This is a genomic window from Streptomyces paromomycinus, assembly GCF_003865155.1.
Taxonomy (GTDB): domain Bacteria; phylum Actinomycetota; class Actinomycetes; order Streptomycetales; family Streptomycetaceae; genus Streptomyces; species Streptomyces chrestomyceticus.
Map to the genome: position 1 here is coordinate 4531071 of NZ_BHZD01000001.1, position 13733 is coordinate 4544803.

Below are 13733 nucleotides of genomic sequence, written 5' to 3' on the forward strand. Positions count from 1 at the left end.
TCGTTCCTCGCGTATCCGTATCCCGCGTACTGGTCCGTACCGGTCTCCTAAGCTGGCTCAGCTCAGCGACCGGGGAGGGCGGCGGGTGGTTCAGGACTGGGTCAGGAACGCGATCAGCGGGGGGAACTTCGAGTCGACGGTCATCCAGACCGACTCGGTGACCGTGCAGGCTCCCGTTGAGCCCACGCCGCCGAAGGAGCCGTGGGTCAGGGCCGTACTGGAGTCGGGGGGCTGGGCCCATGCGGCCTCGCCTTGCGCCCAGGCCACGTGGCTCAGGCCGCCCTGCGGACGGGTCTGGGCCCGAGGGAGGTGTGCAGCGTCGGCTTGAACGCTACGGCGTGCGAGTGCAGCCGTTCGACCATCCAGAACGGCCGGACCAGACGTACGTCAACTGGCTCAGCCAGGGCCACGACGGGCAGTGGCCATAGATCAGTGCCGTTCGGTCGGCCTCTCCCTGGCTCATTCTCGCCACGCAGACAAAGCTGGGCCGGTCGGCGAAAGATGTGCGGGCGGAGTACGCACGCCTGGGCTTCGGGCTGCCGCCTCCGCCGGCCTGCCGGGAATCACCCGGCGGCTTGGAACTCCTCGCGGGCCACGGCGAAAACGACTGGGAGCCCTTCCGGACGGACCGCGCACCTGGGTTCCTCCAACTCATGGAAGTCTCCGAGCGCGCGGGCATCGGTCTTCGTGCGCTGCTCAGCCGACTGGGCGCCTACCGGGTGAGGACGGTTATGACCTTGCCGCAGCGTGCGACCGAGCTCGACCGTGACCTGTTCAGCCGAGGTGATCTGGCGCGCGTCGGGTCGCTCCTACCGGAACGGGAGGGGGCACACCCTGGTGGTACCGGCTCACCCCGGACGACGAGATCCCGTTCTTCCGCTTGGTCGTGACTGCCCGCAGCATGGGCCGACACCCGAAAGAACTGGCCGCCAGGCTGCGCTCCTACGGACTTCGGGTGTCCCACGACGACCTCCCCCGGGGCCTCACCCACCGCGACGCGCTGCGCCTGCTCACGGCCGACGACCAGCGGAAGTCACTGCCGAGCGACCCGCCGATGTCGCTCGCCCAACTCGTCTGGACCGCCCGGCACGCGGAGCTGCCGGTGGCGATCACCGCCCGACACCTGCGTGACATGGGCGTGCACGTCGGTGACCTGGCGGAGACCGTGCGGGCGGCCCTGGCACGAGTACCGACCGAATGACCGGCGTGACCACCCGTCCGTACAGTCACCTCGTACGCCGGGCCAGCAGCGCCCCCAAGTCCGTCCGCCGATGCAGCACCGCCCGCCCCACGCGCGCCGTGGTCAGCAGTCCCGCTCCACGCAGGGCGGCGGTATGGGCGGAGGCGGTGGCATTGCTGAGCCCCAGGCGGCGGGCCAGGGATGTGGTGCTGTGGGGCTCGGCCAGGAGGGCGAGGATGGCGGCGCGCGTTCGGCCGAGGACGGCGGACAGCGCGTCAGCCGGGTCCGCCGCGCCGGTGGGCGTGAGAGGGAGGCCGGGACCCGCCGGGTAGGTGACGGTCACCGGCTGGCCAGGGTGGTCGCCGACGAGGGGATGACCGGTCCAGTGGAAGGTGGGCAGGAGGAGGACGCCTCGGCCGTTGAGGGTGATGTTCCGGGTGGCGGGGGCGGGTAGCTGCCAGACGGTGCCGTGCAGGCGGGACTCGCTGACGAGCCGGGTCAGGGCCGTGGCGATGCCGTGTTCGGCGACGGTCAGGGCGTGGCGGGTGAATTCTTCCCGGTGGAGGTCCTGCACCAGGGGCCATACGGGGCGCAGGGACGTTTCGAAGGCGGTGCGCTGGGCCCGGCGCAGGAGGGCCCAGGCGTCGCTGTCGCCCCGGTACAGGTCGCGGAGCCACGGGGGCGGCGGGCTGCCGCTCCCCTCGTAGATCCGTCGTATCTCCGAGCGGAACAGGTCCGGGCGGGTGGCGCGTACGGAGTCCAGGCCCTCCGCCAGGGAGTCGCTGAATACGTCGAGGAAGCTGGGTGCTCGGCCTGCGGGAACCAGGTCGCGCAGGGGCAGGACGGTGCGCGGCAGGGAACGGAGCAGGCGTTGTCTCCAGTGGCCGAAGAGCAGCGGGTCGTCGCCGCATGCCACCTTCAGGAAGGCCGTGTTCATCTCCTGCAAGGGCGCCGGCCGGGGCGCGAACTTGACCCGTGCGAAGTCTGCGGCGGTGAAATGGATACGGATCACTGAGTCCCCCGGTGGTCGTGGTCTCGTACTCCCCCTGGTGCTGTCGCGCCATCTTTTCGGGCAGGACCTCAACCATCGTCGGTGTCTCCCGCCCCCGTCAGTATTCACGCCATCTACCGACAGGAGGCCAGGCGATGGCGGATACGGACACGCGCACCAGGCAAGGGGCCCTTCGGCTGCGGCTGCCGGTGCCCGGCGGGAGGTGCCCGGTCGGGGCTGCCACGCTGTATTTCGTCGACCGGGTGCGGAAGGACCCGTGGGCCGCGGCGATCGCCGTACGCGAGGTGATGGTCACGGTGTTCTATCCGGCGCGTACGGTTCAAGGAGCGGCAGAACTACGGCACATGACGCCGGGCATAGCGGAGGTGTTCTCTGAGTGGGCGCCGGGGGTGCACCCGGAGCTGCCGCGTACGGGTGTCGACTGGGCGGCCACCACGACCGGCGCGTACTTGGACGCTCCCGCGCAGTGCGGGCGACGGTGGCCCGTACTGCTCTACAGCCCCGGTGGCGGCGACCCGCGCGCTCTCGGGACCTCGGTGGCCGTGGACTTGGCGAGTCACGGGTGGGTGGTGGTGACCGTCGACCACCCGGGGGACGCGCTCGCCGTCGAGTTCCCGGTGGCGCGGGAAGGGCGGGAGCGGGTGCGTACGACCGTGTTCCTGGGTGATCCCCGGGCGGATGCGGAGCAGTTCCGGACGATGATCGATGCGCGGGTCGCCGACCTGCGGTTCGTTCTGTGCCGGTTGGCGGGCCTGGTGGCCGGGCGGGATGCGGACGCGGCAGGGCGGCCGGTGCCCGAAGGGCTGGGGCAGGCGCTGGACCTGCGGCGGGTGGGTGTGTACGGGCACTCGGCGGGCGGCACCGCGGCCGCCCAGGCGCTGTACGAGGACTTCCGTATCGGCGCGGCGGTCGGTTGGGAAGGTTTCCTCGACCAGGCGCCGGACGCCTCCGGGCACCCCGGGGAACTGCTTCCGGTGGCCCGGGACGGGGTGGACCGGCCGCTTCTCCTGGTGGGGACGGACGGCTTTGCGGGGCGGGCGGAGATGGAACGTTCCTGGGCGGCCGTGCTCGCCCATCCGGGAGGGCATACGCGACGGGACCGGCTCGACGCCACATCGCACTGGGTGTTCACGGATCATGCGGCCATCGCACCGCAGTTGCAGGCGGCGGGGTTGATGACGGCCGAGGGCCGGGCCAGGCTGGTGGGTGCGGCCGACCCGGCGTGGTCGGTGCCCGCCGTACGCCGCCAGGTGCGGTCCTTCTTCGCCCGCAACCTGCCGAAGTGCTGACGGACGGACGGACGTACGTCAGGCCAGGGGTCAGGGGCCGGTGGGTCAGGGGCGTGGGACGCTAGGGTCGTCACGCAGGCCAGAGCGACGAGGGGGCGGCCGCCGATGATGCCGGACGAGGCGGTGCTCGGCTGTGCCGGAGAGCTGGTGCTGGGAACCCGTGGTGCTGCCGGGCCCGGTGAGGTCCTGGTGCGGGTCAGGGGCGGGACGGAGACTTTCCTCGCCTGGTCCGACGATCCCCTGCCGCGTGGGACGGCCGTGCTCGTGGTCGCGTCCCGGGGCGGCCGCCAGGTCGACGTGATCAGATGGGCCGATCCATTGGACGCGTTGGCCGGTGACGCCGGCGACGCCGGTTGAGGAGACGACGAGAGATGTTCGGTTACCGGGTGCCCGCCCCCGACGAGGCGATGCTGATCTCGGGTGGCAGGCGTGGCCTCGGAGGCGCGCCGTTCCGGGTGGTGACCGGCCACGGCAAGTTCGTCCTGCCCGTCTTCCGCAAGACCCGCTTCCTGACCCTGGCCATGTGCGAGTCGGAGGTCGTCGAGACCTGTGTGACCCGGCAGGGCATCGCGCTGACGGTACGGGCCGTGATCGCCTTCAAGGTCGGCAACGACACCGAGAGCATCGTCAACGCGGGCCAGCGGTTCCTCTCCGACCAGGACCAGATGTCGGTGCTGACCGGCCGGATCTTCGCCGGTCACCTGCGTTCCATCATCGGCTCGATGACGGTCGAGGAGATCGTCACCGAGCGGCAGAAGCTGGCCACCGAGGTGCTGGACACCTCGAAGTCGGAGATGGCGAAGATCGGTCTGCACGTGGACTCGTTGCAGATCCAGTCGATCGACGACGGTGACACCGGCTACATCGACGCGATGTCCGCCCCGCACAAGGCGGCGATCCAGCGGCAGGCGCAGATCGCGCAGGCGCAGGCGACGCAGGCCGCGGCGGAGGCGGAGCAGGAGGCGGCGCGCAAGCAGGCGGAGTACGCGCGGCAGACCGCCGTCGTCCAGGCCGAGTACTCGGCCGAGGTCGACCGTGCCCAGGCCCAGGCCGCGCAGGCCGGGCCACTGGCGGAGGCCCATGCGCAGCAGGAGGTGCTGGACGCGCAGACCGAGCTGGCGGAGCGGGCCGCCCAGCTGCGCCAGCAGCAGCTGGTGGCCGAGGTCGTCAAGCCTGCCGAGGCGGACGCCGAGCGCATCCGGGTGCTGGCCATGGCCGAGGCCGAGCGGATGAAGATCCAGGCGGAGGCCGCCGCGTCGTACGACCGGGTGGCACTGGACCGGATGCTGATCGACCAGCTCCCGCAGATCGTCAAGGAGGCCGCGGCCGGCCTCTCCGGCGCCAACGTCAACGTGCTCAACGGCGCTGACGGGCTGGGAGAGATCGCGGCCGGGCTGGTCGGGCAGGGGCTGACGATCCTGGACTCCGTGCGCCGCAACCTGGGCGCGCCGGACGCACCGGAGGAGAGCACGGCTGACGGGCGGGTGCCGGAGCAGGGTGGCGGGCGGGTGGAGATCGAGTAGGGGTCAAGAGGGGCGGTACGGGGGCATCGGCGGTGCGTGGTACGGGCCTCAGTGGCGGCGGGTTGCCTGGGCGCGGGTGCCGGCGATGGCCAGGGAGGCGGCGGAGATGCCTACGGCGGTCATGGTCGCGGTGACAGCGCTCTGGCGGGTCAGGCTGTCCGCCGTCAGGAGGACGGTGGCCGCGATCACCGAGGCGACGATGGTGCCGGGTAAAAGGTAGAGCACGAACGTCAGTTGGGCGCGGGCCGGATTACGGGGCGGTGCGGGGGCGGGGGCGCCGGTGCTGCCCTGTTGCAGGGTGGACCAGCGCTCCGACTCCTCGTGTTGCTCGCGTGCGCGTTGCAGGCAGGACACGGCCAGCAGCGCCGCGGCCGTGAGCAGCCCGGCGGCCGCTACGGCGCCGAGCGCGGGCCAGGGGGCCGGGGTCAGCAGGAGGACGGCGACCAGCGCGGGCGTGCACCAGAAGGTGACGCAGGACGCGGCGGCGATGCGGTGCGAGTACGGCCGGTCGGCGCCGGCGCGCAGGGCCGCGGCCGCGGGGAGGTACCAGACGCAGCCGGCGGCGAAGAGCGCGGTGGCGCCGAGGGCGAGGGTGGCGTGGGACATGGTGGGTTCCTCCCTCGGGGAGGGGTGGGTGGAGCGGGGGGGGGAGGGGGACGGGTGTGGGTCAGGTGGGCGGGGACTGGGCGGCCGGCGTCTTGGTGGGCGGCAGGGCCTCACGGGCAGGGCCCACGGCTGCGGAAGCGTCGGCGTACTCCCGCAGCCGTGGGCCGGGGATTCAGGTGCGGCTCGATTCCAGGGCGGCGATCTCCGGGTGGTGCAGATCGAAGGCCGGGGATTCGCTGCGGATGCGCGGCAGCGAGGTGAAGTTGTGGCGGGGCGGCGGGCAGGAGGTGGCCCATTCCAGGGAGCGGCTGTAGCCCCAGGGGTCGTCGACGGTGACCTTCTTGCCGTATTTGGCGGTCTTCCAGACGTTGTAGAAGAAGGGCAGGAAGGACAGGCCGAGCAGGAAGGAGCCGACGGTGGACAAGGTGTTCAGGGTGGTGAATCCGTCGGCGGCGAGATAGTCCGCGTACCGCCTGGGCATTCCCGCCGCGCCGAGCCAGTGCTGGACGAGGAAGGTGAGGTTGAAGCCGACGGTGAGGGTCCAGAAGGTGATTTTTCCGAGCCGTTCGTCCAGCATCTTGCCGGTGAACTTGGGCCACCAGAAGTGGAACCCGGCGAACATCGCGTACACCACCGTGCCGAAGAGCGTGTAGTGGAAGTGCGCGACGACGAAGTAGGTGTCGGAGACGTGGAAGTCCATGGGCGGCGAGGCCAGGATGACGCCGGTCAGGCCACCGAATACGAAGGTGATGAGGAAGCCGGTGGCCCAGAGCATCGGCGCCTCGAAGGACAGTGAGCCCTTCCACATGGTGCCGATCCAGTTGAAGAACTTCACTCCGGTCGGCACGGCGATCAGGAAGGTCATGAAGGCGAAGAATGGCAGCAGTACGCCGCCGGTGACGTACATGTGGTGGGCCCATACGGTGATGGACAGACCCGCGATGGAAATCGTCGCGGCGATCAGCCCGATGTAGCCGAACATCGGCTTGCGGGAGAAGACCGGGATGACCTCGGAGATGATGCCGAAGAACGGCAGGGCGAGGACATAGACCTCGGGGTGGCCGAAGAACCAGAACAGGTGCTGCCACAGCAGCGCGCCGCCGTTGGCCGCGTCGAAGATGTGCGAACCGAATTTACGGTCCATTTCGAGGGCGAAGAGGGCGGCGGCCAGTACGGGGAAGACCATCAGGATCAGCAGCGCGGTCAGCAGCACGTTCCACGTGAAGATCGGCATCCGGAACATCGTCATGCCGGGGGCGCGCATGCAGATGATGGTGGTGATGAAGTTGACCGCGCCCAGGATGGACCCGAACCCGGAGAACGCCACCCCCATGATCCACATGTCGGCGCCCACACCGGGCGAGTGCACCGCGTCCGAGAGCGGCGCGTACGCGAACCAGCCGAAGTCTGCGGCGCCCTGCGGGGTCAGGAAGCCAGCCGCCGCGATCAACGAACCGAACAGGAAGAACCAGTAGGCGAGCATGTTCAGCCGCGGGAAGGCGACGTCGGGCGCGCCGATCTGGAGCGGCATCAGCCAGTTCGCGAAGCCGGTGAACAGCGGCATCGCGAACAGCAGCAGCATCACCGAGCCGTGCATCGTGAACGCCTGGTTGAACTGCTCGTTCGACATGATCTGCGTGCCGGGGCGGGCGAGTTCGGCCCGCATCAGGAGGGCCATCAGGCCGCCCACGAGGAAGAACACGAAGGCGGTGACGAGGTAGAGCGTCCCGATCTTCTTGTGGTCGGTGGTGGTCAGCCACTCCACCGGGATACGGCGGCGGACCGGGCGGGGGCCGAGTGCCGCGCGCGGCGCATCGGAGGTGACGGCCGGCGGGTCGTCGGTGGCAGCGGACGGCGGGCCCGAGTCCGCGGTCGCGGACGCCGGGTCGTCCCGGTGGGTGCCCGGCCCGGTGGCGGGGCCCGCCGTAGCGTCAGGACCTTCCTGCGCTCCGGGGTCTGACTGCGTACGAGTATCCGATCCGTCCACCGGGCTGTGTCCTTCACCTCTGGCGCACCGCTGGCGCCTGACTCCGACTCTGGCCGGGAAGAGCCTCAGCACGGGGGAGAGACCGGCTCTTCCCGGCCCCATCAGGGTCCGTCGTGGCGCGTCCGCCGCCATAGGGCCGGGCGGGCCGGGGCGGTTGCCGACGGTCCCTGAGGTGAGAGGCCGTCAGGCCCCGGCGGGCCGTCAGGCCCCGGCGGGCCGTCAGGCCCCGGCGCCGGGAACGGATGACGGGCCGGATGACGGGACCGGACGGCGGGGACGAGTGGCGAGGACGGACAGCGGGGACGGACGGCGGGGACGAGTGGCGCGAACGGACAGCGGGGACGAGTGCGGAGACGGGTGGCGGGGACGTACGACGGGGGTGGACGACGAAGGTGGACGACGAAGGTGGATCACGAGGCCGGACGACGAGGCCGGACGACGAGAACGGGCTACCACCCCCCGCGCTGCTCCCCCTGCCGCTCCTGCTGCCCCCGTATCCGCCCGGCGATCACCGCGGCCTGCACCCGCCGGCCCACCCCCAGCTTGGACAGGATCGTGGAGATGCGGTTCTTCACCGTCTTCTCCGCGAGGAACAGCCGGTCCGCGATCTCCCGGTTGGTCAGGCCCTCGCCGATCAGCTCCAGGATCTCGCGCTCGCGGGGTGCGAGCCGGTCCAGTTCGGACTGCGGGGACGTCTCGGCCTGCTGCGGCGCGCGCAGCCGCGCCATGACGCGCGAGGCGGTACGCGGGTCCAGCATCGACTTGCCCGCCGCCACCGTCCGTACGGCGTTCACCAGGTCGGAGCCGTTGATCTGCTTGAGGACGTAGCCGGCCGCGCCCGCCATGATGGCGTCGAAGAGGGCCTCGTCGTCGTCGAAGGACGTCAGCATCAGGCAGGCCAGGTCCGGCATCCGGGCGCGCAGTTCGCGGCACACCTCGATGCCCTCGTGGTCGCCGCCCGACGGTTCGCCCCGCTCGCCCAGCCGTACGTCGAGCACGGCCACCTGCGGGCGCACGGCGGGCACCCGGGCCAGCGCCTCGGGGCCGCTGGACGCCTCCCCCACGACCTCGATGCCGTCCTCCGCGTCGAGGAGGTCGCGGACGCCCCGGCGGACCACTTCGTGGTCGTCGAGGATGAAGACACGCAGGGGTCGCGCGTCCGGTGCGGCGGGGCCGGTGGTTCCGACGGTTCCGGTGTGCTGGTTCATGCGGCTCTCGATCTGTCGGCCGGGCGTGCGGGGTACCGGTCCATGGTGCGGCGGTCCGGCGGGGCGGGCCGGTCGGCGGCCGCCCGGGCCGGTGGCCCGCCGCCGCCGTGACACCCGCTCCGTACGCGCGCGTCCGGAGCGGCTGCCGACGGTAGCCGGGGGAGGTTTTCCGCCCGCGCGCAAAGGGGTGCGAGGGCATCACACACCCGTGCGCCAGCACCGGGCGAGGGCCGGAAGTCCCGTGGGAATAGGGCCGTTCGGGCACCTTTGCCTGGTGCCATACTGACGCGCCCCATCCCCTTCAGGAGGTCCGCTCATGCCACGCCTCGCGTCGTACGCCCTCGCGCCGTACGCCCTCACGGTCAGAGCGCTCCGAGCCGTTCCGGCCCTCCCGGTCTCCCCCCTCGCCCCGGCCTGCCAGGGCTCTGCGGCTCTCGCGGCCTCCGCCACGAACCCGGTCGTGCAGCCATGAGCGGCGTCAACGACGATTACCACGCCCTGCTCGCCCGGCACGAGGCCATGCGGCTGCGCCGCCGTATCCTTTCGCCGCGCGAGGACGCGGTCCAGGAGCGCCCTGCGTACGGCGGCCCGTCGAACGGCCTGAACGGCCCGAACGGCAGCCCCCGCGCGCTCGGCCGGCCCGCGATCCACTCCGGGAACGTCTCCGGGACCACCGGACGGTACCCCGCGGACCCGTACGGCGACACCCGCGCCGACGCTTCCGGCGACGCCTACGACGGCGCCGCCGACCAACGGGTGATCACCGAGTACCTGGAACTCGTGACCCCCTTCGGCGAGCTGATCACCCACCTCTACGAGGCGATGTTCCGGCGGTGGCCCTACCTGCGGTCGCTGTTCCCGGAGTCGATGGAGTTCCAGCGCGCCCATCTGGCGCGCGCCTTCTGGTACTTGATCGAGAACCTGCACCGGCCCGACGACATCGCGGAGGTCTTCGGACGGCTCGGCCGCGACCACCGCAAGCTCGGGGTGCGTCCGGTGCACTTCGAGGCGTTCGAGGCGGCGCTGTGCGAGGCGCTGCGCCGTACGGCGGGCCCGCGCTGGGCCGAGGCCGTGGAGCAGGCGTGGGTGCGGATGCTGCGGTTCGCCGTCGCCGCCATGGTCAGCGGCGCCGAGGCCGCGCTCGCCGAACCGCCGTACTGGCAGGCCACGGTGACCGCGCACGAGCGGCGCCGCCCGGACCTCGCCGTCCTGCGGGTGCGGCCGCACGAGCCGTACCCGTACCGGGCCGGACAGTTCGCGGCGCTGGAGTCGCCAAGGCTGCCGCAGGCGTGGCGGCAGTACTCGATCGCCTGCGCGCCCCGGTCCGACGCCGAGCTGGAGTTCCACGTACGGCAGACCTGCACGGGCGGTGTGAGCGAGGCGCTGGTGGCGGACACCGCGGTCGGTGACACGCTGCGGGTCGGCCCGCCGCGCGGGTCGATGACGCTGGACGACGAGCTGGCGAGCGACCTGGTCCTGGTCGCGGCGGACACCGGCTGGGCGCCCGTGAAGGCGCTGCTGGAGGAGCTGTCCGCGCGCCGCGGCCACCGCAGCGTACGGCTGTTCCTCGGCGCGCACAGCTTCGCCGACCTGTACGACGCGGGGGCGCCGTCTGAGCTGGAGCGGGGACGGCCCTGGCTGCGGGTGACGCCGGTCATCGGGCGGCGGCCGGAGACCGGCGGCTCGTTCGGGCCGGACGCGTACGGCTACGACGCGCTGGCCGAGGCGGTGGCCGACGCCGTGACGCGGCACGCCGACTGGTCGGGGCACCTCGCGTACGTCAGCGGGCCGACCGCGGTGGTCGACACGACCGTGGCCCGGCTGACCGCCGCCGGGGTGCCGCCGCAGAACATCCGCCACGACCCGCTCTCCGACATCCTGCGCCCGCCGTCCCGTCCCGGGGAGGCCGCCGGCGATCCGGCGGCGGGCGGCCCCGCCGTGGTGTCCCGGTCCCGGGGCGCTTCGGCCGGACGGCGGACGACCGCGAGCACCACGTTCGAAGGAGCCGACTCATGAGCGTGCCGACGACCGTGTCCGCCGTACGTACCGGTGCGGCTGCCGGGCCTGACGAGGTGGCAGGTCCCACGCCCCGGACGGGCGACGGCGCCGCTTCCGGGCGGTCCGACGCGTCCGGCCCGACACTCCCGCGGCACATCGTCGTCATCGGCGGCGGCATCGCCGGGCTCGCCGCCGCCCACCGGCTGACCGGCGCGGGCCTGCGGGTGACGCTGCTGGAGTCCACCGGCCGGGTCGGCGGCAAGCTCCGCTCGGGCGAGATCGCCGGTACACCGGTCGACCTGGGCGCCGAGGCCCTGCGGGTGCCCCGGCCGGAAGCGGTCGACCTGGCGCGGGCGGTCGGCCTCGGCGACCGGCTGCGCGTCCCGGCCGCGACGGACGCCGCGCTCTGGACGCGGGGCGCGCTGCGGCCGATCCCCAGCTGCCGGGGGCGGGACGTCCTCGGCAGGGCGCGTACGGCCGACACCTACGAGGTGTCCCTGCGGGCCTCCGTACCGCAGCTCTTCGAGGCGGCCCGGCAGGACGGCGCGCTGCTGACCGGCGTTCGGGCGGTGCGGCGGCGGACGGCCGAGCAGCAGCGGCGCGTCGCCGAGGAACGGCAGGCGGCCGAGCGGCGGCGGATCACGGAGGAACGGCGGATCGCCGAGCAGCGGCGTCTCGCCGACCGGCCGGGCACCGCCGGTCAGCCGGGCCTTTCCGGGCGAGGGCGCTCCGGGCCGCTCATCCCCCGGCCGCGTTCCGGGTTCACCCGGCCGGGACCAGGCGTGGGTGCGGGAGCGGGCGTGGACGCGGGCGCGGGCTGTGCCGGCCCGGAGTCCGCGAGCAGCTTCCCCGGCGATCCCCAAGGCGCCCGCACCGTCCCGGACCTCTCCCGCGGCGGCCCCGACTACCTCGGGCTGGACGGGGGCGCGGGCACCCTGGCGGGCGCCGTGGCCGATGCCGTACGCGCCGCCGGCGGCGAGATCCTGCGCAACACCCCGGCGCTGGCGCTGACCCGTGGCCCGTACGGCTGGGAAGTACGCACCGCCGCCCGCACCCTGCTGTGCGACGGTCTGGTCCTCGCCACTCCGGCCTGGACGGCGGCCACCCTGCTCGCCGCCGAGGCGCCGCTCGCGGCGGCCGAGCTGTCCGAGGTCGCCTACGCCTCGATGGCCCTGGTCACGATGGCGTTCCGGCGCTCGCACCTGGAAGGGCTGACGGCGTTCGACGGCCGGTGCGGCTTCCTCGTGCCGCCGGGCGACGGGCACACCATCAAGGCGTCCACATTCCTGACCCGTAAGTGGGACTGGCTGTCGGAGCGGGCCAAGGACCTGTTCCTGCTGCGGACGTCCATCGGCCGGTACGGCCAGGAGGAGATCCTCTACCTGGACGACGCCGACCTGGTCAGCGCCGCGCTGCGCGACCTGGGCGAGGCCACCGGTCTGACCGCGCGCCCGGTGGCGACCGATGTGACCCGGTGGATCGGCGGACTGCCGCACTACGCGGTCGGGCACCCCGCCCGGGTGACCCGGGTACGCAACGGGCTGTCCGCGCTGCCGGGACTGCGGCTGTGCGGCGCGGCGTACGACGGCGTGGGCGTCGCCGACTGCGTGGCGAGCGGGCAGCGCGCGGCCGACGAGATCATCGCGGCGGAGGCGGCCTGACGGACGCGGTACGAGGGTGCCCGGGGCGCGTACGCGCCCAGTGAGGCGTATGGGTACGTGGCCCGGCGCCCGCGTCACGGAACACGCTCGCTTACGGCCGGGGCGCGCCGCAGACCGACGCCTCTGCCGCCCCGAGCGCCCCGGCCGCCTCGCCTGATACGGCGTCATGCCGGCCCGCCTCGTGCCACCATGGACACATGGGGTCGCCATGACGCGCTCCTGGTGTGCCGGGAAGTCTGGTCGGCGGTCGGTTCGACGTGCGACGGGGCCGGGTGCCCGGGCAGGTGGCCATGGCAGGCATCGAGGAGACGCTGCGGGACCTGGTGGGGCTGGAAGGCGTCCTCGGTGCCTCGATCGTCGACTACTTCAGCCGTCTGACGCTCGGCGCGGTCGGCGATCCGGCCGGGCCCGATCTCGAAGCGGCGGCCCGCGGCGACACCGACGTGGTGCGCGCCAAGCTCTCCACTCTGGAGCTCATCGGTTACCGCCCCGAACGCATCGAGGACATCGTCGTCACCCTCGACGACGCGTTCCACCTCATCCGCCCCCTCACCCGGCGCAGTTGCCAGGGCATCTTCGTCTACCTCGTGCTGGACCGGGCCGGCGGCGATCTGGAGGCCGCGCGGGAGAGCCTGCGCAAGGTCGAGGCGGAGCTGGACGTGTGAGGGCCGGTGCCGCCCGCCGCGCCGCCGATGCCGTCGTCGGGCGTGTCGGGCGCGTCGGGCGCGTTGTGCCGCCGGGAGACGGCGGAAGGGGAAGAGTGGGTACGCGCAGGCGCACGCCCCGGGCCTGCCGAGGCGGCCGACAGGAGGAGGCGGACGATGCACGTGGGACTGTTGCGCACGGTGGGTGCCACGACGGCGGTGTACGGCCTGGCAGTCACCGCCTGGCCCGGCCTGCTGGCCAAGCCCTCCGGCCTCGCGGAAGCGGACGGCCGGACGGCCTCCGCCACCCGTACCTCCCTGCGCCCGCTGGCCTGGCGCGACGCGGCCTGCGGCCTGGCGCTGGTCCTGGCACCGGCGGGACCGGCGCTGCGCACCGCCGCCGGTCTGCGGATCGCTGCGGACTTCGGTGACGCGGCGCTGCTCGGCGTGACCCTGCCGGGGCGGGCGCGACGGCGGGCCGCGGTGGCCGTCTCCTTGGGGTGGGGTGCGCTGTCGGTCGCGGGGGTGCTGTGGCCGGCGTCCGGCCGGCGTGACCGGGGCGCGCGGCCGTAGCCCGTACGAGCCTTCCGCACCAGCACCCCACCCCGGCTCTCCCTTTACCTCC

Annotated in this window: 13 protein-coding genes; 8 read left to right on the forward strand and 5 right to left on the reverse strand. The window is 72.8% G+C overall.

The features are described 5' to 3' along the window. Window positions 1-90: 90 nt before the first annotated feature. Window positions 91-267: a hypothetical protein gene (locus tag OEIGOIKO_RS41635; protein ID WP_170251754.1), complete on the reverse strand. Its 177-nt coding sequence runs from the start codon at window positions 265-267 to the stop codon at window positions 91-93. A gap of 634 nt (window positions 268-901) precedes the next feature. Here OEIGOIKO_RS41635 and OEIGOIKO_RS18930 point away from each other — a divergent pair. Then, on the forward strand, window positions 902-1201 hold the full coding sequence (locus OEIGOIKO_RS18930) for a hypothetical protein (RefSeq protein WP_125055056.1): 300 nt from the start codon (window positions 902-904) through the stop codon (window positions 1199-1201). A 25-nt stretch (window positions 1202-1226) separates the two neighbouring features. Here OEIGOIKO_RS18930 and OEIGOIKO_RS18935 read toward each other — a convergent pair whose 3' ends face one another. Continuing rightward, a complete protein-coding gene (locus OEIGOIKO_RS18935) occupies window positions 1227-2192 on the reverse strand; it encodes an ArsR/SmtB family transcription factor (protein ID WP_125055057.1) in 966 nt (321 codons plus the stop codon). Window positions 2193-2326: 134 nt separating this feature from the next. Here OEIGOIKO_RS18935 and OEIGOIKO_RS18940 point away from each other — a divergent pair, with 134 nt between their 5' ends. The 3 genes from OEIGOIKO_RS18940 to OEIGOIKO_RS18950 all read left to right on the forward strand — a co-directional run bounded on the left by OEIGOIKO_RS18940 (window position 2327) and on the right by OEIGOIKO_RS18950 (window position 5004). Next, window positions 2327-3481, forward strand: coding sequence for an alpha/beta hydrolase (locus tag OEIGOIKO_RS18940; protein ID WP_125055058.1), 1155 nt, complete (start codon window positions 2327-2329; stop codon window positions 3479-3481). 105 nt (window positions 3482-3586) lie between these two features. Further along, window positions 3587-3838 (forward strand): hypothetical protein, encoded by a 252-nt coding sequence (locus OEIGOIKO_RS18945; protein ID WP_125055059.1) that lies wholly within the window; start codon window positions 3587-3589, stop codon window positions 3836-3838. Between the two features lie 14 nt (window positions 3839-3852). Next, window positions 3853-5004 (forward strand): SPFH domain-containing protein, encoded by a 1152-nt coding sequence (locus tag OEIGOIKO_RS18950; RefSeq protein ID WP_125055060.1) that lies wholly within the window; start codon window positions 3853-3855, stop codon window positions 5002-5004. A gap of 48 nt (window positions 5005-5052) precedes the next feature. On the opposite strand, the gene OEIGOIKO_RS42125 is transcribed toward OEIGOIKO_RS18950, so the two are convergent. From OEIGOIKO_RS42125 to OEIGOIKO_RS18965, 3 genes are all read right to left on the reverse strand, one after another. Then, window positions 5053-5610, reverse strand: coding sequence for a hypothetical protein (locus tag OEIGOIKO_RS42125; protein WP_174857180.1), 558 nt, complete (start codon window positions 5608-5610; stop codon window positions 5053-5055). Window positions 5611-5782: 172 nt separating this feature from the next. Continuing rightward, window positions 5783-7597, reverse strand: coding sequence for an aa3-type cytochrome oxidase subunit I (ctaD, locus tag OEIGOIKO_RS18960; RefSeq protein WP_246177414.1), 1815 nt, complete (start codon window positions 7595-7597; stop codon window positions 5783-5785). Between the two features lie 449 nt (window positions 7598-8046). Further along, window positions 8047-8805 carry a response regulator gene (locus tag OEIGOIKO_RS18965; protein WP_125055061.1) on the reverse strand — a complete coding sequence of 253 codons (759 nt, stop codon included), beginning with the start codon at window positions 8803-8805 and terminating at the stop codon, window positions 8047-8049. Between the two features lie 468 nt (window positions 8806-9273). Here OEIGOIKO_RS18965 and OEIGOIKO_RS18970 point away from each other — a divergent pair, with 468 nt between their 5' ends. From OEIGOIKO_RS18970 to OEIGOIKO_RS18985, 4 genes are all read left to right on the forward strand, one after another. After that, complete coding sequence (locus tag OEIGOIKO_RS18970) at window positions 9274-10821, forward strand: globin domain-containing protein (protein WP_125055062.1); 1548 nt, start codon at window positions 9274-9276, stop codon at window positions 10819-10821. Then, window positions 10818-12464, forward strand: a complete 1647-nt coding sequence (locus OEIGOIKO_RS18975) for a protoporphyrinogen/coproporphyrinogen oxidase (protein ID WP_246177415.1) — start codon at window positions 10818-10820, stop codon at window positions 12462-12464. The genes OEIGOIKO_RS18970 and OEIGOIKO_RS18975 overlap by 4 nt, the downstream gene beginning before the upstream one ends. Before the next feature lie 290 nt (window positions 12465-12754). Further along, window positions 12755-13129, forward strand: a complete 375-nt coding sequence (locus OEIGOIKO_RS18980; RefSeq protein ID WP_125055063.1) for a hypothetical protein — start codon at window positions 12755-12757, stop codon at window positions 13127-13129. A 156-nt stretch (window positions 13130-13285) separates the two neighbouring features. Then, window positions 13286-13681: a hypothetical protein gene (locus tag OEIGOIKO_RS18985; RefSeq protein WP_125055064.1), complete on the forward strand. Its 396-nt coding sequence runs from the start codon at window positions 13286-13288 to the stop codon at window positions 13679-13681. The last annotated feature ends 52 nt before the right edge of the window (window positions 13682-13733 follow it).